The 19,903-nt window shown below is 72.2% G+C and carries 17 protein-coding genes and 2 pseudogenes; 9 read left to right on the forward strand and 10 right to left on the reverse strand.

The genetic code is table 11. The features are described from left to right. Positions 1–13: 13 nt before the first annotated feature. Entirely contained in the window at positions 14–1,033 is a 1,020-nt protein-coding gene (locus tag ACXAHD_RS05185) for a potassium channel family protein (protein ID WP_281553074.1), read from the reverse strand. A gap of 223 nt (positions 1,034–1,256) precedes the next feature. Here ACXAHD_RS05185 and ACXAHD_RS05190 point away from each other — a divergent pair, with 223 nt between their 5' ends. After that, a complete protein-coding gene (locus tag ACXAHD_RS05190) occupies positions 1,257–1,529 on the forward strand; it encodes a hypothetical protein (RefSeq protein ID WP_281553073.1) in 273 nt (90 codons plus the stop codon). 229 nt (positions 1,530–1,758) lie between these two features. Further along, complete coding sequence (locus ACXAHD_RS05195; protein WP_281553072.1) at positions 1,759–2,289, forward strand: phospholipase; 531 nt, start codon at positions 1,759–1,761, stop codon at positions 2,287–2,289. An 82-nt stretch (positions 2,290–2,371) separates the two neighbouring features. Here ACXAHD_RS05195 and ACXAHD_RS05200 read toward each other — a convergent pair whose 3' ends face one another. Both ACXAHD_RS05200 and ACXAHD_RS05205 read right to left on the reverse strand, forming a co-directional pair. Further along, on the reverse strand, positions 2,372–5,155 hold the full coding sequence (locus tag ACXAHD_RS05200; RefSeq protein WP_281553071.1) for an ATP-binding protein: 2,784 nt from the start codon (positions 5,153–5,155) through the stop codon (positions 2,372–2,374). 92 nt (positions 5,156–5,247) lie between these two features. Continuing rightward, positions 5,248–5,484, reverse strand: coding sequence for an FmdB family zinc ribbon protein (locus tag ACXAHD_RS05205; protein WP_281553070.1), 237 nt, complete (start codon positions 5,482–5,484; stop codon positions 5,248–5,250). Between the two features lie 57 nt (positions 5,485–5,541). Between ACXAHD_RS05205 and ACXAHD_RS05210 the strand changes: the two genes are divergently transcribed. Next, positions 5,542–6,912, forward strand: a complete 1,371-nt coding sequence (locus tag ACXAHD_RS05210; protein WP_475048890.1) for a lytic transglycosylase domain-containing protein — start codon at positions 5,542–5,544, stop codon at positions 6,910–6,912. 73 nt (positions 6,913–6,985) lie between these two features. Continuing rightward, the gene (locus ACXAHD_RS05215; protein WP_281555406.1) at positions 6,986–8,005 is read left to right on the forward strand and encodes a GNAT family N-acetyltransferase; all 1,020 of its coding nucleotides are present in this window, start codon (positions 6,986–6,988) and stop codon (positions 8,003–8,005) included. Positions 8,006–8,065: 60 nt separating this feature from the next. Here ACXAHD_RS05215 and hemB read toward each other — a convergent pair whose 3' ends face one another. The 5 genes and pseudogenes from hemB to ACXAHD_RS05240 form a co-directional block, all read right to left on the reverse strand. Continuing rightward, on the reverse strand, positions 8,066–9,037 hold the full coding sequence (gene hemB, locus ACXAHD_RS05220) for a porphobilinogen synthase (protein WP_475048893.1): 972 nt from the start codon (positions 9,035–9,037) through the stop codon (positions 8,066–8,068). Between the two features lie 76 nt (positions 9,038–9,113). Then, positions 9,114–10,694 carry a bifunctional uroporphyrinogen-III C-methyltransferase/uroporphyrinogen-III synthase gene (locus ACXAHD_RS05225; protein ID WP_281553067.1) on the reverse strand — a complete coding sequence of 527 codons (1,581 nt, stop codon included), beginning with the start codon at positions 10,692–10,694 and terminating at the stop codon, positions 9,114–9,116. A gap of 64 nt (positions 10,695–10,758) precedes the next feature. After that, a pseudogene (gene hemC, locus ACXAHD_RS05230) lies at positions 10,759–11,721 on the reverse strand (hydroxymethylbilane synthase); the annotation flags it as partial. Continuing rightward, positions 11,718–13,037, reverse strand: a complete 1,320-nt coding sequence (locus ACXAHD_RS05235) for a glutamyl-tRNA reductase (protein WP_281553066.1) — start codon at positions 13,035–13,037, stop codon at positions 11,718–11,720. The gene ACXAHD_RS05235 and the pseudogene hemC, both read right to left, overlap by 4 nt. Then, positions 13,034–13,849, reverse strand: coding sequence for a redox-sensing transcriptional repressor Rex (locus ACXAHD_RS05240; protein WP_281553065.1), 816 nt, complete (start codon positions 13,847–13,849; stop codon positions 13,034–13,036). The genes ACXAHD_RS05235 and ACXAHD_RS05240 overlap by 4 nt, the downstream gene beginning before the upstream one ends. Before the next feature lie 338 nt (positions 13,850–14,187). Between ACXAHD_RS05240 and ACXAHD_RS05245 the strand changes: the two genes are divergently transcribed. Both ACXAHD_RS05245 and ACXAHD_RS05250 read left to right on the forward strand, forming a co-directional pair. After that, entirely contained in the window at positions 14,188–15,486 is a 1,299-nt protein-coding gene (locus ACXAHD_RS05245) for a sensor histidine kinase (RefSeq protein WP_281553064.1), read from the forward strand. 24 nt (positions 15,487–15,510) lie between these two features. After that, entirely contained in the window at positions 15,511–16,155 is a 645-nt protein-coding gene (locus ACXAHD_RS05250; protein WP_281555405.1) for a response regulator transcription factor, read from the forward strand. 52 nt (positions 16,156–16,207) lie between these two features. On the opposite strand, the gene ACXAHD_RS05255 is transcribed toward ACXAHD_RS05250, so the two are convergent. Beyond that, positions 16,208–16,855 carry an HAD family hydrolase gene (locus ACXAHD_RS05255; RefSeq protein ID WP_281553063.1) on the reverse strand — a complete coding sequence of 216 codons (648 nt, stop codon included), beginning with the start codon at positions 16,853–16,855 and terminating at the stop codon, positions 16,208–16,210. Between the two features lie 84 nt (positions 16,856–16,939). Beyond that, on the reverse strand, positions 16,940–17,197 hold the full coding sequence (locus tag ACXAHD_RS05260; RefSeq protein ID WP_281553062.1) for a glutaredoxin family protein: 258 nt from the start codon (positions 17,195–17,197) through the stop codon (positions 16,940–16,942). Between the two features lie 207 nt (positions 17,198–17,404). On the opposite strand from ACXAHD_RS05260, the gene ACXAHD_RS05265 reads away from it, so the two are divergent. The 3 genes and pseudogenes from ACXAHD_RS05265 to ACXAHD_RS05275 form a co-directional block, all read left to right on the forward strand. Then, positions 17,405–17,584, forward strand: a complete 180-nt coding sequence (locus ACXAHD_RS05265) for a hypothetical protein (protein ID WP_281553061.1) — start codon at positions 17,405–17,407, stop codon at positions 17,582–17,584. A gap of 98 nt (positions 17,585–17,682) precedes the next feature. Next, a complete protein-coding gene (locus ACXAHD_RS05270; RefSeq protein ID WP_475048917.1) occupies positions 17,683–18,519 on the forward strand; it encodes an ECF subfamily RNA polymerase sigma factor, BldN family in 837 nt (278 codons plus the stop codon). Between the two features lie 243 nt (positions 18,520–18,762). Next, a pseudogene (locus tag ACXAHD_RS05275) lies at positions 18,763–19,647 on the forward strand (DUF5667 domain-containing protein); the annotation flags it as partial. Between the last annotated feature and the right edge of the window lie 256 nt (positions 19,648–19,903).

A 19,903-nucleotide genomic window follows, 5' to 3' on the forward strand; every position in this document is an offset into this window, starting at 1 on the left:
GTCGGCTCGGATGTCAGCCGATCGACGGCGTGCTGGCCGAGGTGCGGTCGTCCCGCACGTAGACCAGCAGGTCACCTGTCTCGATCTTGACGCTGTCCGGGTCGGCGAGCGACACCACCCGGCCGCGCCGGATCAGCGCGATCACCAGGTTGGCCAGTTGCCGAGGTGAGGTGCCCACCTCGTCGCGGTTCGCCGAACGCATCGCCAGCGCCATCCCCTGTCCCGGGGTGAGCAGATCCTCGACCACGTCGATCAGCGGCGGTGCCGACGTGGACAGGCCGAGCAGCCGGCCCGCGGTGGCGGACGAGACGATGACATGGTGCGCGCCGCTCTGCCGTAGCAGCGGCGCGTTCTCCGCTTCCCGGGCGGCGGCGATGATCCGTACCTTCCCGGCGGTCAACTGCCGGACGGTCAGCGTGACCAGGACTGAGGCGTCGTCGCTGTCGGTCGCGATGATCACCGCCTTGGCATGCTTGACGTGCGCCTCGTTGAGCACCGACGAGCGGGTGGCCGATCCTTCGATGGCCACCAGCCCGGCGGAGGTCGCCTGCCGCAGGGCGATCCCGCTGCTCTCCACGACGACGATGTGCTGCTTGTCGAAGCCGTTCTCCAGCAGCGCGGAGACGGCGCTGCGGCCCTTGGTGCCGTAGCCGCAGATGATGACGTGATCCTTCACGTTCTTTCTCCACCGGGTCAGTCGAAGGTTCGTCCGGTACTGCTCGGTGAGCACCTCCAGGGTGGTGCCGACCAGGATGATCAGGAAGACCACCCGGGCGGGCGTGATGATCAGGACGTTGACCAGCCGCGCCGTCTCGGTGACCGGGGCGATGTCGCCGTACCCGGTGGTGGAGAGGCTGACCACCGCGTAGTAGAAGCTGTCGAGCAGCGAGACTCCGTCACCGTTGGCGTCCCGGTAGCCGTCGCGGTCGGCATACACCACGGCCACCACGCCGAGCACCAGGCCGACCGCCGCCGACAGCCGCAGGCTCAGTGCCCGCAACGGCCCTTGCCGTACGGCGGGAAAGTGAATCACCGCCGGCCCGCCTCCGCCTTCATATCCCCGTACACGCCCACAACATAGCTGTTCCGTGCCGCCTGATCTTGATCGCCTGGACAACACCTTGTGCCAGGTGCGTCCGGGGCGGAAGCAGTCGTATCCCGCCGCCTCAAATCTTGCTTAGAGACATTGCATCGGGACGCAGTGTTGTTGATGCTCACCCGGCGAGCCCATCCATCCGCCAGTTCCGGAGCAGCCTGTGAACCCGCCACGACCCACCGCCATTCCCGCGATCACCCCGGGGACGGTATTGCGACTCGGCAAGAACGACTGGCGGTACGGCGGACACAATCTCATACTTCAGGTGGAGCAGATGCGACCCGATCTGTCGGCCTACTACGACAATCGGTGGGTGTGGATCATCGGACGTTCCCTCGGAACGGATGGTGGCGGCCTCGGCCGAATGGTCGCCCTGGTCCGGGTCGCCGCGTTGCCCGGTGCACCCCGGGCCGACGCCGCCGACGCCGGCTGATCGGACCGTCCGGGTGACCGGGGATCAGGGCCGGGCAGGCTGGAGGGCCGCAACGGCCGGGCGATGTGACCGGTCCGGCCGACTCGTCTGTTTACACACCGGTCGACAAACGATCAGGCTGACTACAGATCGACTCCAGCTGATGCCGTGAGACTGTGGACACGCTTGTGACCCACCGGTAACAAGCATGCCGACGCCACCCGACGGACCGTCCACCGGAGGTATCGCTATGTCCCGACGCCTGACCACCCTGCTCACCGCCGCCCTGCTCGGCCTCACCGCCGCCCTCGGCACGGCCGGCCCCGCCGCCGCCGTGCCCGCCGACAAGCCCACGGTGCTGTCCAACTGGACCCAGACCAGCGCGAGCAGCTACAGCGTCTGGAACTCGGCCCGGCTCAACCAGGGCGCCTGGGCCGCGTACCAGTTCGACTGGTCGACCGACTACTGCTCGTCCAGCCCGGACAACCCGCTCGGGTTCGACTTCCGGCTCTCCTGCCACCGGCACGACTTCGGCTACCGCAACTACAAGGCGATCGGCCAGTTCTCCGCCAACAAGGCACGGGTGGACAGCGCCTTCTACGAAGACCTCAAGCGGGCGTGTGCCCGCTACAGCAGCTTCGTCCGGCCGGCCTGCCTGAGCCTCGCCTGGACGTACTACCAGGCGGTGCGCATCTTCGGCGTGCCGGTCGTGAACGCCGCCGACCTGGAGCGGGCCCGGCAGCTGCAGGCCGCCGGGCCGCGGCTGGCCGGGACCGACTGACCGGCACCGCACCGGCCGGCCCTCCCTCTCCCCCGGGTCCGGGCCGGCCGCTGGTCAGCACAGCTGCGGCACGAGCCGCCGGTCACCACGGCCGTGCCGGCCGCCGGTCACCACGGCCGCCGAGCGGGCCACCGTCACCGACCGCGTCGGCGGATTCGTCGGCGAACCACCGGGCGCCGGTCGTCAGATCCGGATGCTCCACCGCGAGCGCCAACGCCGCCGCCTCGACCAGACTCATCCGGCTACCCTGCGCGTACCCGGCATCGAACGCGCTGTCGCCGATCGCCGACCGTACCTTGGCCTGCTCCTGCGCCCAGTAGCCGCCGAACATGCCGGCCGTGCTGCGCAGCGCCGAGCGGGTCGCCTGAGCGGCACCGAACAGGCGGGCAGCGGTCGACGGGTCACCGCCCAGCGCGCACCGGACCGCCATCGCGTTCAGCGTGTCGCAGGCCCGCCGGTGGAACCCGTACCGCATTCGGGACCGCAGCGCCACCACCAGGTGGTCGTGCGCGGCGACCAGGTCCCGGCGGCCCAACGCCACCAGCCCGAGCAGCATGTCCACGGTCCGCCGGCCGCGTTCCGCCGGCCGGGCGGCCTCCGCCGGCCGGGCGGTGGCCAGCACCTCGGCGGCCTCGTCCAACGCCCCCCGCCGGCAGAGCAGCTCGGCCAGGCTGTACACGGCGAACAGCGCGTCGCCGACCGCGCCGTTCGCCGCCGCCCAGTCGATCACCCGCCGGCACACCTGCTCGGCCTCGACGAACTGTCCGAGATCGATGAGCGAGGCACCCCGACCGGCCAGCACCCGGGCCAGCAGACCCGCGTCGCCGGCCTGCCGGGCGGCGGCCTCCGCCCGGTGCGAGAACCGCATCTCCTCGCCGAACTCGCCGTCCGCGCCCGCGTGCTGCGAATGCATGTGGTACGCGGCGGCCAGCTCCGCCTCGGGAATCGCCTCGCCGGTCTCGGCGATCCGCCCGTACAGCCGGAACAGCCACAGCCTGCCTTCCCTGGCCAGGCCGCGTTCGCGCCACCACTGGTCGAGCCCGCTGGCGAGCTGCAGGCCGCGCCGGGCGCTGCCACCGGTGGTGCTCCACCGCAGCGCGGCCCGCAGCTCGTCGGCCAGCGGGTCGAGGGTGTACAGCGAAAGGGTGACCGGCTTGCCGTCCGGACCGAGGTAGGCACGCTGCAACGCGTGCAGCGCCCAGGCCACGTGCCGGTCCCGGGCAACCTGCTCCTCGCCCGCTTCGACCAGCCGCCGTGCCGCGTATGCCCGGATCGGGTCGAGCATCCGGTAGCTGGTGCCGCCGGCGGCCGGCTCGGCCTGGATCATCGATTTGTCGACCAGCACCGCCAACGGCCCCAGCGGATCGTCGTCGAGCAGCCACTCCACGGTGGCCAGATCGATCGGTCCGGCGAAGACCGACATCCAGCGCAGCAGCCGGGCCGCCCGGGGGGCCAGCGTCCGGTAGGACCAGGTGACCGTCGCCTGTAGCGTGCCGTGCCGCCGTCCGGCGGAGCGCTGCGCGTCGACCGGCTCCTCCTGCCCCGCGTCCAGCACCCCCAGGACATCGTCGAGGCGGTCCACGAGCTGCCCGACGGAGAGCACCCGCAACCGGGCGGCGGCGAGCTCGATCGCCAGCGGCAACCCGTCCAGCCGGGCCGCCACCCGGTGCAGCTGGGCGGACTCGGTCGGACCCGGCGGGTGCCCGCCACGGGCCGCCGCCGTGCGGTCCAGCAACAGCGCCACGGCATCGCTGGGGCCACCGGCCGGCCCTGGTTCGGCCGACATCGGCGGAATCCGCCACACCACCTCGCCGGGCACCCCCAACGGCTCCCGGCTGGTCGTCAGCACCCGGACCTGCCGGCCACCGCCGAGCAGCCGGGCGATCACCTCGGCACACGCCGCCGGCTGAGCGTCACAGGTGTCGAGCACCAGCAGCAGCCGGCGGGCGGCCGCGTACTCGACGACGGTGTCCAGGATCGGCCGGCCCGGCTCCGGCCGCAGGCCGAACACCGCGGCGACAGCAAACGCGACCAGCCCGGGATCGGTGACCGTCGCGACGTCGACGAACCACACCCCGTCCGGATGGCCGGCCGGAGCCGGGTCCGCAGCCGGTGATTCGGCGGCGGCACCGCCGCTGGCGTCGGCCGCGACCTCGATTGCCAGCCGGGTCTTGCCGGCGCCGCCGGCACCCACCACGGTGACCAGCCGGTGTTCGGCGACCAGCTGGCGCAGCTCGTGGCGTTCGGTCCGGCGACCGACGAAGGAACTGACCTGATTGGGCAGGTTGTGGCTGGCCGAGTCGGCCGTACGCGGTCTGGGGAACTGCCGCTCCAGCCCGGCGGCGATCAGCTGGAACAGCCGCTCCCGGTCGTCGAACCCGCGCAGCCGGTGCAGGCCGAGATCGAGCAGCGAGACGCCGACCGGCAACGGGTCGGCGGCCTGGGCGGTCGCAGCGGAACAGAGGACCTGGCCACCGTGCGCCGCCGCCGCGATGCGCGCCGCACGGTGTACCTCTGGACTGGCGTACTCGCCCCCGACCGGCTCGGCCTGCCCGGTGTGCAGCCCCATTCGTACCCGGGGTGCGACATCCGGGGTCGGCCACTCGTGCGCGGCCAGCGCCCGCTGCGCGCGCAGGCAGGCGTCCAGTGCGGCGGACGCGTCCGCGAACGCCACGAAGAACGAATCCCCTTCGGTGAACAACTCGGTGCCGTCGCTGGCCGACAAGGTACGCCGGACCAACCGTCGGTGTTCGCTGAGCACCGGGCGGTAGTCGCGGCCGAGTAGTCGGGCCAGCCTCGTCGATCCTTCGATGTCGGTGAACATGAAGGTGACCAGTCCGCTCGGCAGTGCGATCGGTGCCGACACCCGTGGAACCTCCGCCCCGCTGGGAAGTCGCGTTCATGCTGCCGCAGTCAGGCAACCCAGCTCATCGCGAACCGGTCAGCGCCGTGGGTCAACTAGCATCCGCACCCGCCCCCGCAGCAGCCGCCACCTCCGCCGGCCTGGGCTGGCGGCATTGCCGGCAGCCCACCGGAGGCCCCGGCGCCACGGCCGGTGATCGCGACGGTGGACAGCAGCTTGACCGTGTCGGGATGTCCCTGCGGGCAGGACGCCGGATCGCCTGCCTGGGTCATCGGACGGTTGACCTCGAAGGTGTCGCCGCACGCGCGACAGCGGAACTCGTACCGGGGCATGTGGATAGGGTACGGCGGGAACTGACGCTCCCGGCCGGATGGGTGATACTCGACGACATGGTCGAGGACGGATCGGGTACGCCAGCACCGCACCGGTTGCGTCCGGCGGTGCCGGCGCCTGCCCGGCCGCCGCGGCAGGAAAGCGCCCCGGACCCGGACACCATCCGGTCGACCGGCACCGCGTCGACCGGCGACACCGGACCAGGCAGCGACACCGGACCGACCAGCGAACTCCGACCAGGCAGCGACACCGGACCGACCAGCGAACTCCGACCACGCAGCGACACCGGGTCCGGCGCAGGTGGCGGCGACGACACCCGGCGGACCGCCGACAGCGACCCCGGCGACAGCAAACCCGCCGACAGCAGACACGCCGACAGCAAATCCGGCGGCACCCGGCCGATCGGTGCTTCCGCAGACGAGCAGGCGCGGCCGGCGACCGACCCACCCGTACCGGCACCGGCACCGGCACCGGCCACCACGCTGGCCGTGGTCGGCCGACACCGCCGGGAGGACGCGCCGTTCGGCACCCGGATCGGCTGGCTGCACCCGGCACGGCTGCGACCGGTCCGGCGCGGCCTGCGCCGAGCGGCCCGGGCGGCCGGCGCCTGGAGTCGCCAGCCGGCCGGCCGGTTGGCCCTGCCCGGTCTGCTCCTGCTGGCGCTGGTCGCCGGCAGCGGCGCCGCCGGTGCCGTGCTGGTCCCAGCGGCCGCCGGCGACCGGCCTCCGGCCCCCTCGCCCACGGCGCTCGGCACCACCGCCGTACCGCAGTTGCCTGAGACCACGGACCCCGACCTGCTCGAGCCACCGGCGGATCCCCCGCTCGACGGCGGGCTGAACCCGGGTGCCCCGACCCGGCCGGCCACGGTCCTCGCCGCCTGGGCGACCCGCACGGCCAGCCGGGTCGACATACCGGTGGTGGCGATGGAGGCGTACGGCTACGCCGAGTTGGTGCTGGCCACCACCACGCCGGACTGCCGGCTGTCGTGGACCACGCTGGCCGCGATCGGCATGATCGAGTCGACTCACGGCCGGGCGAACGGATCACGGTTGGACGCCGACGGCCGCGCCGTACCGCCGATCACCGGGCTGCCGTTGGACGGTGCCGGCGGACGTCAGCGGATCACCGACACCGACAACGGCGAGTTGGACAACGACCCGGTGTACGACCGGGCGGTCGGCCCGATGCAGTTCATCCCGACCACCTGGGCGGAGTTCGCGGTGGACGCGGACAACGACGGTGTCATCGATCCGCAGGATATCGATGACGCCAGCCTCGCTGCCGCTAACTACTTGTGTCGGAACGGGCGCGATCTGTCCACACCTTCTGATTGGTGGAGCGCGATCCTGTCGTACAACAACGTGCAGCCGTACGCCCAGGCGGTCTTCGACACCGCCAACGACTACGGTGCCCGTAGCCGTACTTAGTGCAATCAGATAGCCACAATTTCCCGCCCGGCCACTTTCGCAACCGGCGACTTGGCGGCAAGCTAGACGCGTGATGGTGCGCGAGTGGGACCCCCGAACCGCGTCGTCCGCCGAGATCTCATCTCTGCTGGACTGTCTCAACCGGGTATTCGAGGCTGACCTGCCAGGTGATCCGTACTGGCGGCCAGACTTCCTCCGGGAGTACCTGACCGAAACCATGCCCGGGGTCCGACGAATCTGCTGGCTGGCCGAGGAGGCCACCGACGACGGCCGGCCGGGGCCGGTCAACGGGCACGTCAACGTGCTGCTCCTCGGCGACATCGGAGTGCTAGAGGTCCTGGTCCGGCCCGACGCCCGGCGCAACGGCCTGGGCCGGGAACTGCTGGCGCTCGCCGTACGCCGCGCCTACCACGAGGGGTTCAGCTCGGTCGGTGTCGAGGTCATCGGGGGCACCTGCGCCGTCGACTTCTACGAGTCACTGGGGTTCGCCCGCCAGTTCCGGGAGATCCGCAGCGTGCTCCGACTGCCGGCGGTCGACTGGACCGCGATCGAGAAGACGGCACAGGACCCGGTCCCCGGGTACCAGATCGAGTTTCACCCGGGCGGGCCGCCGGAGGGCCTGGTCGATGCGTACGCCCGGACCAAGGCCGAGCAGAGCGTGCCGGAGGACGGCGACCTGGACCTGCGGCCCAGCTCCTACGACCCGGACCGGCTCCGGGACAGCCTCGACTGCCTACGTCGCCGCGGCATGACGCCGTACATCGTGCTGGCCCGGCACCTGGCCAGCGGCGCGGTGGCCGGGCTGACCGAGGTGGTGGTGCCGGCGCAGCACCCGACCCGGGCCGACCAGTACGACACCATCGTCGCCCAGGCACACCTGGGACACGGCATCGACCGGGCGATCAAGGCACGGATGCTGCTGGAGCTGCGTACCGTCGAGCCGCGGCTGGCCGAGGTGCAGACCTGGAACGCCGAGGGCGACGAGGATCTGATCGCGATCAACGCGGAACTCGGCTACCAGCCCGACCGGGACTGGTGGGACTACGGAGCCGACATCGCCACCCTGATGCACCGGCTCGGCGTGCGCAGCTGAACGACCGGGTCGGTGGATGCGCCATCGACCCGGGCTGGCGGGTGCCGTCGACACCCCCGGTCAGAGGGCGTTCGCGACCTCCGTCGCCCAGTAGGTGAGGATGATCTGCGCGCCGGCCCGCCGGATCGACGTCAACGTTTCCAGGATCACCCGGTCCCGGTCGATCCAGCCGTTCGCGGCGGCCGCCTCGACCATCGCGTACTCGCCGGAGACCTGGTAGGCGGCGACCGGGACGTGCACCCGCTGGCGGACCGCCGCGATCACGTCCAGATACGGCAGCGCCGGCTTGACCATCACCAGGTCGGCGCCTTCGGCGACGTCCAGCTCGACCTCGCGCAGCGACTCCCGCAGATTCGCCGGATCCTGCTGGTAGGTCCGCCGGTCACCGACCAGCGCCGACTCCACCGCCTCGCGGAACGGCCCGTAGAACGCCGAGGCGTACTTCGCCGCGTACGCGAGCAGCGCGGTGTCGGTGTGCCCGGCCGCGTCCAACGCCCGGCGCACCACCCCGACCTGGCCGTCCATCATCCCGGACGGTCCGAGCATGTCCGCACCCGCTTCGGCCTGCGCGACAGCCAGCTGTGCGTACGCGGCGAGCGTCGCGTCGTTGTCCACCGTCCCGTCGGCGGCGAGCAGACCACAGTGCCCGTGCGAGGTGAACTCGTCGAGGCAGAGGTCGCTCATCACCACGGTCGCGTCACCGACCTCGGCGACCACGTCCCGGATCGCGACGTTCAGCACGCCGGCCGGGTCGACACCGGCTGAACCGGTCGCGTCCCGGCACTGCGGCACGCCGAACAGCATGACCCCGCCGACCCCGGCCGCCACCGCCTCGGCGGCGGCCCTGCGCAACGAGTCCCGGCTGTGCTGGACCACTCCGGGCAGTGACGGGATCGGTCGCGGCTCGGTGAGCCCTTCCTTGACGAACATCGGCAGCACCAGCTCGGCCGGGGACAGCCGGGTCTCCTCGATCAGCCGCCGCACGGCGGCGGTGCGGCGCAGCCGGCGTGGCCGGCTCTGCGGATACGTCATCGCCCATCGTCTCCTGGCTCAGGCGTTCGCCGGCTCGGTGGTCGCCGAGCGGTCAGCCGACTCGGTGGTCGCCGGCTCAGCGGAACCGTAGCGCCGTCGGACCCTGCACCTTGGAGCCGCGCCGCTGCTTGGCCGGCATCGCCACCAGCTTCTCCCGAAGCTCGACCGCGTAGCCGGCCAGCGCCTCGACCAGCTCCGGGACCGACGCGTGCGTCGGCTGCACGTCCACCCGCAGGCCGAACTCGGTGGCGGTCTCGGCGGTCTTCGGGCCGATCACCGCGACCACGGTCCGGGCGTGCGGCTTGCCGGCGATGCCGACCAGGTTGCGCACGGTGGACGAGGAGGTGAACAGCACCGCGTCGAAGCCGCCGGACTTGATCGCGTCGCGGATCTCGGCCGGCGGCGGCGCGGCCCGCACCGTCCGGTACGCGGTGACGTCGTCGACCTCCCAGCCACGTTCGGTCAGCCCGGCGGCGAGGGTCTCGGTGGCGATGTCCGCCCGGGGCAGCAGCACCCGGCCGACCGGGTCGAGGATCTCGTCGTGCGGCGAGAACTCGGCCAGCAGCCCTTCGGAGGACTGCTCACCGGCCGGCACCAGCTCGGGCTGGATCCCGAAGGCGCGGACCGCGTCCGCGGTCGCCTCCCCGATGCACGCGATCTTGACCCCGCCGAAGTGCCGGGCGTCCAGCCCGTGCTCGGCGAACTTCTCCCACACCGCCCGTACGGCGTTGACCGAGGTGAAGACGACCCAGGCGTACCGGCCGTCGACCAGGCCCTTGACCGCCCGCTCCATCTGCGCCGGGGTACGCGGCGGCTCGACCGCGATGGTCGGCACCTCGCACGGGATGGCGCCGTAGGCGCGCAGCTGGGCGCTCATCACGCCGGCCTGCTCCTTGGTCCGCGGCACGAGCACCTTCCAGCCGTACAGCGGCCGGTTCTCCCACCAGCTCAGCTTGTCCCGCTCGGCGACCCCGGCACCGAGGGTGAGCACCACCCGACCGGTGAAGCCGAGCGCGGCGGCGACGAAGCTGTCCACCGTCGAGGTGGTGGTGTACTGGGTCTCGCCGGTCCCGTCCCCGGTCACCGCGACCGAGGTGGCACCGTCGACGCCGGCGGCGAGCAGTCCGTCGCGGACCGCGGCGAGCTCCCCGGCGTCGACCGCGAGGGCGAGCGAGCCCCGGCCGACCGCCGCGGCGAGGGCCTCGAAGTCGAGGCCGGCGGTGTCGTCGACGTCGGCCACCGTACGGATGCCGGGCAGCGGGACCCCGGCGTAGCCGGCCACCCCTTCGGCCTGGCTGACCCCGGGGACCACCTCGAACGGCACCGCGGTACGCGCGACAGCCTGCACCTCGGTCACCACCGCGTGGTGACCGAACGGGTCGCCGCAGACCAACCGGACCGCGGCCTGCCCGGACCGGGCGGCGGAGATCAGCACCTTGGCCACGTCACCTGGCGCGCCCTCGGCCGGACTGAGCTGGGTGTCCGTTTTGGCGCTGGCGCGGACCGCGGCGAGCAGCGTCTCCGGGACGCCCCGGTCGTAGACGACCTGGTCCGCCTCGGCCAGGGCGTCGTGCGCCCGGCGGGTCAGCAGGCCCGGGTCGCCGGGGCCGGCGCCCACGAACGCGATGTGGCCGGCGAGCTTACGGGTGCGGGTCATTTATGCTCCCCATGTTCTGGGTCGTCGCGCCGGACGGATTGGGCGCTGAAGGTCGCTGGGGTACCACGCCGTCGCCATCCGCGGTCCTGGAGGGACCGCCGGGCGTGGCCCCCGGAAGGATCGTGTCGGCTCCGGCGTCGAGCAGCTCGGCGGCGAGCGCCGCGCCGATCTCGACGGCGGTGGCCGGGGGACCGGTGCGCGACAGTCTGATCTCCCGGAGTCCGTCCGGGCTGATCACCGCCCCGCGCAGGTAGATCTCGTCGCCGTCATCCCCCTCGGCGACTTCCGCGTACGCCGCGACCGGTGCGCTGCAGCCGGCCTCCAGCGTCGCGAGCAACGACCGTTCCGCGGCGACCGCGGCCCGGGTCGGTGCATGGTCGAGCGTGCTGAGCAGCTCGACCAGGTCGGTGTCGTCGGCCCGGCATTCGACGGCCAGGGCGCCCTGGGCGGGCGCCGGCAGCATCAGCATCGGGTCGAGAGTCTCGGTGATCTCGGCGGTTCGGCCGAGCCGGGCCAGGCCGGCCCGGGCCAGCACGATCGCGTCGAGATCGGGCTGCGGGCCGCGCACCCGGCCGATCCGGGTGTCGACGTTGCCCCGGATCGGGGTGACCACGAGCTGACGGCCGAGGGCGTTCAGCTGGGCGATCCGGCGCAGTGCCCCGGTGCCGACGGTGGCCCCCGGCGCGAGCTCGGCGAGCATCCGGCCGTCCCGGCTGATCAACGCGTCCCGTGGATCCTCCCGGGGCGGCACCGCCGCGACCAGCAACTCCGCCTGGCCGGCGGTGGGCAGGTCCTTGTACGAGTGGACCGCGAAGTCGATCTCCTTGGCCAGCAGCGCGTCGCGTAGCGCGGAGACGAACACGCCGACGCCGAGCGCGGCGACCGGCGCGGTGGACCGGTCCCCGGCGGTGACGATCTCCACCAGTTCGACGTCGCGGCCGGTGGCGGCGCGCAGTGCGGCGGCGACCCGACCGGACTGGGCGGTGGCCAGGGCGCTGCCCCGGGTGCCCAGGCGCAACACACTCATCGGTCGGCCTCCAGGTCCGGCACGTCGCCGGCGGCGGAGGTGCCCGGCACCTCCAGGTCGAACAGTTGGCGCAGCAGCGCGGCGTACTGGTCACCACCGGGCTCGGCAGCGAGCTGACGCACCCGTACGGTCGGCGAGTGCAGCAGCCGCTGGACCACCCGGTGCACGGTGTGCGCGACCTCGGCACGCTGGTCGTCGGTGAGGTCCGGCCGACGCTGCGCGAGCCGCCGCAGCTCGGCGCCGACCACGTCGTCGGCGCGGCCGCGCAGCGCGGCCACGGTGGGTGCCACGTCCGCGCCGCGCATCCAGCTGAGGAACGACTCCACCTCGGTGTCGACGATCCGGGTGACGGCCGCCGTGTCCATCGCGGCGGGCGCGTCGGTGAGCGAACCGGCCAGGCCGTCGATGTCGATCACCGCGACACCGGGCAGCGCCGCGGCGGCGGGCTCCACGTCCCGGGGTACGGCGAGGTCGAGCAGGACCAGCGGGCCGGCCCGGTCGGCCGGGCGGGCGGCCAGCACCCCGGTGACGGCGTCGCGGGTGAGCACCGGCTCGGCCGAGGCGGTGGCGCTGATCACCAGGTCGACCTGGCTGAGCGCGGCCGGCAACTGGTCGTACGGCACCGCGGTGGCACCGTACGCACCGGCCAGCCGGACCGCCCGGTCGTCCCGACGGTTGACCACCCGGATCGACTCGACTCCCAGCCGGGCCAGGGTGGCGACCGCCAGGGCGCCCATCGCGCCCGCGCCGAGGACCAGCACCGGCCGGCCGGGCAGCCCACCGGGCAGCAGTTCGCCGCCGACCCGCAGGGCCGCGCTGACCACGCTCTGGCCGGCCCGGTCGATCCCGGTCTCGGCGTGTGCCCGCTTGCCGACCCGCAGCGCCTGCTGCATGAGCTCGTGCAGCAGCCGGCCGGTGGCGTCGGCCTCGTTGGCGACGTGGTAGGCGTCGCGCAACTGGCCGAGGATCTGCGCCTCGCCGACCACCATCGAGTCGAGCCCGGCCGCCACCCGGAAGGCGTGTTCGACGGCGGCCTGGCCGTAGTGCACGTACAGGTGGTCGGCCAGCTCGCCGGGGGCGCTACCGACCCGCGCGCCCAGCACGCCGCAGATGTCGGCGAGACCGCCGTGGAATCCGGTGACCGCCGCGTACACCTCGACCCGGTTGCAGGTGGAGAGCACCACAGCGGCGTCGACGTACGGTTGGGCGAGCAGCCGACGCAGCGTGTCGGGCACGTCGGTGGGGGCGACGGCCAGCTGCTCCAGGGTGGCGACCGGCGTGGTCCGGTAGGACGCGCCGACGACGAGAAGGTTCATGAGCCGACCGCTTCCGCCGGACCGGACCCGTCGAAGGTGGCCGCCGAGGCGTCGAAGGTGGCCGCAGCGGCAGGCCCGCCGCCCAGCCCACCCGGCAACGCGGTGAGCCCCGGCACGCCGTGGTCGTGGCCGGAGGCCGACTTGCGGTGCTCGTGGAAGGAGAGGATCTGCAGCTCGATCGCCAGGTCGACCTTGCGCACGTCGACTCCGGCGGGCACCACCAGTACGCATGGCGCGAAGTTGAGGATACTGGTGACCCCGGCGGCAACCAGCTGGTCGGCGACCTGTTGCGCGGCGGCGGCCGGGGTGGCGATCACCCCGATGGCGATCGACTCCTCGGCGGCGACCGCCGGCAGGTCGTCGATGTGCCGGACCACCAACCCGTTGATCTGTTCACCGACCCGGTCGGTGTCGGCGTCGAAGAGCGCGGCGATGCGGAACCCCCGACTGGCGAAGCCGGCGTAGCCGGCCAGCGCGTGGCCGAGGTTACCGACCCCGACGAGCGCGACGGCCCGCCGGTGGGTGAGCCCGAGCACGTACTCGATCTGCTCGATCAGCAGCGCGATGTCGTAGCCGACACCGCGGGTGCCGTATGAGCCGAGTTGGGACAGGTCCTTGCGGAGCTTGGCGGAGTTTACGCCGGCCGCGCTGGCCAGCCCTTCGCTGGAAACGGTCTCGTGACCGGCGTCGGCGAGGGTATGCAGGGCACGGAGATACTCCGGGAGTCGCGCGACCGTCGCCTCGGGGAGGTCCGGCAGCGCCGGAACGGCGTCGACCCGGCCGGACGCGCCTGGCTGGCGGTGCTGACTCATGTGTCTCCGTGCGATGCGATCATTGACCCGCCGGCCCGGCCGGTCAGTCCGGTGCCCCTGTGGCAACCGCCGTCACCTGTTGTGCTATCAGGGCTCGTCAGGATTACAGCGTAGGCGCTTGTGAACGCGTGCACAAATCGCGATCTTGATCGACGGTGATGGACTAGCCGCTGGATCCACGCTACCCGTCACACCGGTTTCATCCGGCGACAGCAGCATCATTATTACCAATTTCCGGCTTTTTGCCATGCGCCGCTCCGACAGGGGGGACAACCCCACCGCGATCGGCGGGGCGGCGGGAGTGACCGGCCCGCCACCTGGCACCTAGCGTCACTCCCATGACCGCAGTCGGCATTCCGCCCGCCCTCGCACGGCCCAGCCGGCAGACGACGTTGCGCCGGCTCGCCAGCGACTCCCTGTACGTACTCACCAGCCTGCCGCTCGCGCTGGCGAACTTCGTCGTCGGCGTCGTCGGTTTCGCACTCGGCGTCGGCCTGGTGGTCACCGTCGTCGGCCTGCCGGTGCTCAGCGGCACGCTGGCCACCGTCCGCGCGTTCGCCCAGCTCGAACGACACCGGATGGCCGGGGTCCTGGCCGCCGCCCGGGTGCAGCCGCGGTACGTGGCGCCGGGGCCGGACGCCGGCACCTGGCGACGGATCCTCGCCCCGCTCACCGACCCTCAGTCCTGGCTCGATCTGGCGTTCGGTGTGCTGCGCCTACCGGTGGCCCTGATCGCCGTGCCGGTCACCGTCACCTGGTGGACCGGGGCGCTGACCGGCTCGCTCTACTGGACGTACGACTGGTTGCTGCCCGCTGATCCGGACGGCGGTCTGGCGCCGTTGCTCGGCCTGGGCGACGCACCGGGCACCCGGATCGCCTTGTACACCGCGATCGGACTGTTCTTCCTGGTCACCCTGCCGATCGTGGTCCGCGGCTGTGCGTTGCTGCAGGCCGGCTTCGCCCGCGGCCTGCTCACCGGGGTGGCCCAGATGCGCGACCGGATCACCGACCTGGAGGAGCAGCGGCAGGCCGCAGTCAGCGCGGAGGCGACCGCGCTGCGCCGGCTGGAACGCGACATCCACGACGGGCCGCAGCAGCGACTCGTCCGGCTCGCCATGGACCTGGGACGGGCCCGCGAGCAGTTGGCGGCCGACCCGGACGCCGCCCGGCGCACCCTGGACGAGGCGCTGGACCAGACCCGCGAGACGTTGGCCGAGCTCCGCGCCCTGTCCCGTGGCATCGCCCCGCCGATCCTGGTCGACCGGGGGCTGCCCAGCGCGCTCGCCGCCCTGGCCGCACGCGGCGTGGTACCGGTCGACCTGTCGGTCGACACCCGGCTCGCCGCCGCCACGACGCGACCCGACCCGGCGGTGGAGACCAGCGCCTACTTCGTGGTGGCCGAGGCGCTGACCAACGTCGCCAAGCACAGCGGGGCGACCGCCTGCAGCGTCGGGGTGCACCGCCACGACGGCGGGTTGACCATCGTGGTCGCCGACGACGGGACCGGCGGCGCCCACCTCGCCAAGGGGCACGGACTGGCCGGACTCGCCGACCGGGTGCGGGCGCACGGCGGCACCCTCGCGGTGCACAGCCCGCCGGGCGGGCCCACCGAGATCCGCGCCGAGCTGCCCGGCTGAGCCCAGATGGTAGACATGGCACCCATGCGAGTGGTGATCGCCGACGACGCCGTACTGCTGCGGGAGGGCCTGGTCCGACTGCTGAGCGAGCACGGTCACCGGGTGGTGTCGGCCGTCGGCGACGGCCCGGCCCTGGTCGAGGCGGTCACCGAACACCGTCCGGACGTCTCGATCGTCGACGTACGCATGCCGCCGACGCACACCGACGAAGGGTTGCGGGCGGCGGTGCGGATCCGCGAACTGGTCCCGGGGGCGCCGGTGCTGGTGCTGTCCCAGTACGTCGAGGTGTCGTACGCCGACGATCTGCTCGCCGACCGGGCCGGCGCCGTCGGATACCTGCTCAAGGACCGGGTCGCCGCGATCGCCGAGTTCCTCGACGCCCTCGCCCGGGTGGCCGGCGGCGGTACGGTGCTCGACCCGGAGGTGGTCGGTCAACTGCTGGTCCGGCGCCGCCGCGACGACCCGCTGCGCCAGCTCACCCCGCGGGAACGGGAGGTGCTCGGGCTGATGGCCGAGGGGCGTTCGAACACCGCCATCGCCCGGCTGCTGGTGGTCACCGACGGTGCCGTCGAGAAGCACATCCACAACATCTTCAGCAAGCTCCAACTCGCGCCGGACACCGAACAGCACCGTCGGGTGCTCGCCGTACTGACCTACCTGCGAGGTTGACCGGGCCCTATCTGCGAGGTTGACCGGGCCGAGTTGGCTTTCCTGCCGCCGGTCAGTGGTCGGCGGCCAGCCGTACCGCCTCGGTGAGGGATTCCACGACCGGCACGCCGCGGGCCCGGAGCCGGTCCGGATCGGTGAAGCCGCCGGTGTACAGGATGCAACTTGCACCGACCGCCTCGGCGGCGTCCGCGTCGTCGATCGAGTCGCCGATCAGCACGGTCCGGGCCGGGTCGACCTCCAGCGCGGTCAGGTGCCGGTCGAGGTGGCCGGCCTTGCGGTCGCCGCCGACCGCCGTCCGCAGCCCGTCGATGCGCCGGAAGGTCCGGGTCAGGCCGTACGTGTCGACCAGCGGGACCAGTTCGTCGTGGAACCACATCGAAAGCAGCGACTGACTACCCGGCCAGCTGAGCAGCGCCCGTTCGGCGTCCTCGGCGAGTGCGCAGGTGGTCAGACCGGCCCGGTACGCGGCGTGGAAGATCTGGTCCAGCCGGCCGAACTCCTCAGCATCGACCGCCCGACCGAGAACGTCGGCGTAGTAGTCCGCGACCGGCCGACGGAAGGCCACCCGGTGTTGCTCGGGGGTGAGCACCGGGCCGTCGACGGTGGCGATCGCGTGATTGGTCGAGGTGACCACCAGCGCCAGGTCATTGAGCAGGGTGCCGTTCCAGTCCCAGACCAGATGGGTGTCAAGCGGGGCCACGGCGGCACGATACCGGCCACCGGCACCACCGGGCCAGCAGGTCAGCCCACCGACCGGCCGGCGGCCGGTCGGCCGGTCACCAGGTCAGCTGACCGACCGGCGCAGATCGTCGAGCAGCCGATGCTCCTCGACCCGCCAGTACCCGTGTTCCCGCCCGTCGAGCAGCACCACCGGGAGCCGTTCGCCATAGTCGCGCTCCAACTCGATGTCAGCGGTGACGTCCTGCTCCACCCATTCGTCGCCGGTCTGCCCCGTCACCCGGGCGATCGCCGCGCGGGCGTCGTCGCAAAGGTGACAGCCGGGGCGGGTGATCAAGGTGATTCTGGGCTGGCGGCGCGACACGCCGGGGAGCTTACCGCTTCCCGACAACCAATGCGTCGGGTAACCGACAGCGGACAGCCAGTGCGACATGGGCACGCCGCCCTGCGGAAATACTTCGTCGTTGTGTAACGGACTCCACACGCGTGGGTGACGTTGGCCCTATCATCGCCTTGGGTCGACTCACCCGTTTTGCCGTGAGTCGCCACCCCTCAGCCCGAGGAGGCCGCCGTGCCCGTTGTCGCACCGCACCAGCACCTCAGGAGGGTGCGCCGGTCCATGGCGCTCACCACCGATCTGCCGGACCGCACCGGCATCAGCGCCGGTACCAGCACCCAACTCACCGACCCAGGTGCCCGGGCCCAGCAACGAGCCGGGTCGCCGCAGGCACGAACGGAGGACGCCCAATGAGTGTCTACTCCCCGCAGATCGTTCTCCCGTCGGCCAGCCGCGAGGTAGTTGCCGCCCGGATCGCCCTCGCTGAAGGGTTAGCTCTGCTACGTACGTCGATGCACGAGATGGTCAGCATCACGATGCGCGGCGACGGCGGCACCCAAGGGACCAGGCCTCGCACCCAGCCCAACGAGGGGCCGAGCCGACGTCACGCCGGTACCAACACCAAGCCGATGGGCGGTGCGGTGGCCACCCCGGCCCGGCCGACCATGCCGACCCAGCCGGGCGGCAACGAGGCGGAGACCACCGTGCTGCCGGTGATCCCCGATCAGGGCAGCCGATCCGGCGCACCGCCGGGCGGCTATCCGGACCGGCCGGACCCGTCCGATCCCGCCCGCGAGGTCTGGGCGCTGGTGGAACGGGCCCAGGCTGGCGAGACCGAGGCGTTCGGTCTGATCTACGACCGGTACGTGGACACCGTCTTCCGGTTCGTCTATTTCCGGGTGGGCAACCGGCAACTCGCCGAGGACCTCACCTCGGACACCTTCCTGCGCGCCCTGAAGCGGATCGGCAGCTTCACCTGGCAGGGCCGTGACCTCGGGGCCTGGCTGGTGACCATCGCTCGCAACCTGGTCGCGGACCACTTCAAGTCGGGACGTTACCGACTGGAGGTAACTACGGGTGACGTAATGGATGCGGAGCGCGAGGATCGCGGCCCGGAAGGGAGCCCCGAGGCAGCGGTCGTCGACCACATCACCAACGTCGCCCTACTGACCGCCGTCAAGCAGCTCAACCCGGAGCAGCAGGAGTGCATCGTTCTCCGCTTCCTGCAAGGCTTCTCGGTCGCCGAGACCGCTCGGGCGATGGGCAAGAACGAGGGCGCGATCAAGGCCCTGCAGTACCGGGCAGTACGGGCGTTGGCCCGACTCCTGCCCGATGGTTTCCAACCGTGATCGCCCCCATACAGACAGCGATCACGGTCACGCGTAGTGATGAAGTTCGCCACCGGCCCGTAACCCAACTGACCACTCAGGCGTTTCTTGGGGTGCGACCGATGGTGCCAGCACCTCGCCAGCCATCAGGCAGCGTGCCAGGACCCGCAACGGGTCACCTCCCCAGCGACCCTGGCCGTGGTCGCACCGGATAGTGGCGACACCCGCCGCTGAAGCCGTGACCTGCGAAGGGAGGTGTCCGCGATGAGCAAGCTCAATCTCTTCCGCCGACGCGCCGAACGATTCGCACAACTTCTCGACCGCGCCGAGGCCGGTGGGCGGCACCATGTCCGCGATCCGCTGGACGACGAGCTGGCCGGGCTCACGACACTCGGGCGCCGGATGTCCGAGATGCCGAGGTCGCCGGAGAGCGGCGTGGACCCGGACTACCGGGCGCACCTGCGCGCCGTGCTGATCGCCACCGCCGAACGCGAAGGCATCGGCGCCGGCGCACCGACGGCTCCGTACCGCCGCCTTCCGGCACGGCCCCGGTCCCGCTGGTTCGCCACCCGGGCGACGGGCGCCCGCGCGGCGACGACCGCCGGCCGGGCCCGGACCCGCGCGGTCATCATCGCCACCGTCGCGTTCGGGGCGATCACCGTCTCCGGCATGTCCGCCGCCACCGAGCAGGCGGTGCCGGGCGACACCCTGTACGGGATGAAACGGTCCACCGAGCGCGCCCAGCTCGCCCTGGCCCAGTCTGACTCCTCCCGCGGACAGCTGTTCCTCAGCTTCGCCGAGGTACGAATGGGCGAGGCGCTCATCGTCTACGACGAGCCCGCCGAGTTCAGCGCGGTGCTGGACGACATGGACGGCCAGACCCGGGAAGGTGTCCGGCTGCTCACCTCCGCCGCCACCATCGGCGGTGACGGGACCCCGCTCGACGTGATCGACTCTTTCGTGGCCACGCAGCGTCCCACGTTGCGGCAACTCGCCGACGGGTCGGCGGCGAACCGGGACCGGGTCGGCAAATCACTCACCCTCCTCGACCGGGTCCGTGCCCGGACCACGGCGTTGCGCGACGAGCTGACCTGCTCGGCCTCGGCGACCAGCGACAGCGACGAACTCGGCCCGCTGCCGGCCCGCTGTGTATCGGCCGAGCCGGCCGGTAGCATTCGTGTCCCGGGCGGCCTGGTCGGGTCGCCTGCCGGGTCGTCGGTCGACGAGAGACGCGCCGACGTGGCCCCCGCCCCCGCCGCAGGTGCCGAATCGCCGGTCGACCCGGAGCCCGACGTCCGGCCGTCGACCAGTCCGCAGCAGTCGAGGAGCGTCAAGGCGGGACCTGGGTGGGGAACAAAAGCACAGTCTGCGGGGCACAGACATGATGGGACAGACAAAACCAACG

This window comes from Micromonospora sp. ABR4_055 (assembly GCF_056160425.1).

Bases quoted from the DNA above. Each gene is read 5' to 3' on its own strand.
- ACXAHD_RS05195 (WP_281553072.1), top strand. From the start codon at position 1,759: ATGTCCCGACGCCTGACCACCCTGCTCACCGCCGCCCTGCTCGGCCTC.
- ACXAHD_RS05205 (WP_281553070.1), bottom strand. From the start codon at position 5,484: ATGCCCCGGTACGAGTTCCGCTGTCGCGCGTGCGGCGACACCTTCGAG.
- ACXAHD_RS05210 (WP_475048890.1), top strand. From the start codon at position 5,542: ATGGTCGAGGACGGATCGGGTACGCCAGCACCGCACCGGTTGCGTCCG.
- ACXAHD_RS05215 (WP_281555406.1), top strand. From the start codon at position 6,986: ATGGTGCGCGAGTGGGACCCCCGAACCGCGTCGTCCGCCGAGATCTCA.
- hemB (WP_475048893.1), bottom strand. From the start codon at position 9,037: ATGACGTATCCGCAGAGCCGGCCACGCCGGCTGCGCCGCACCGCCGCC.
- ACXAHD_RS05225 (WP_281553067.1), bottom strand. From the start codon at position 10,694: ATGACCCGCACCCGTAAGCTCGCCGGCCACATCGCGTTCGTGGGCGCC.
- ACXAHD_RS05235 (WP_281553066.1), bottom strand. From the start codon at position 13,037: ATGAACCTTCTCGTCGTCGGCGCGTCCTACCGGACCACGCCGGTCGCC.
- ACXAHD_RS05240 (WP_281553065.1), bottom strand. From the start codon at position 13,849: ATGAGTCAGCACCGCCAGCCAGGCGCGTCCGGCCGGGTCGACGCCGTT.
- ACXAHD_RS05245 (WP_281553064.1), top strand. From the start codon at position 14,188: ATGACCGCAGTCGGCATTCCGCCCGCCCTCGCACGGCCCAGCCGGCAG.
- ACXAHD_RS05250 (WP_281555405.1), top strand. From the start codon at position 15,511: ATGCGAGTGGTGATCGCCGACGACGCCGTACTGCTGCGGGAGGGCCTG.
- ACXAHD_RS05270 (WP_475048917.1), top strand. From the start codon at position 17,683: ATGCACGAGATGGTCAGCATCACGATGCGCGGCGACGGCGGCACCCAA.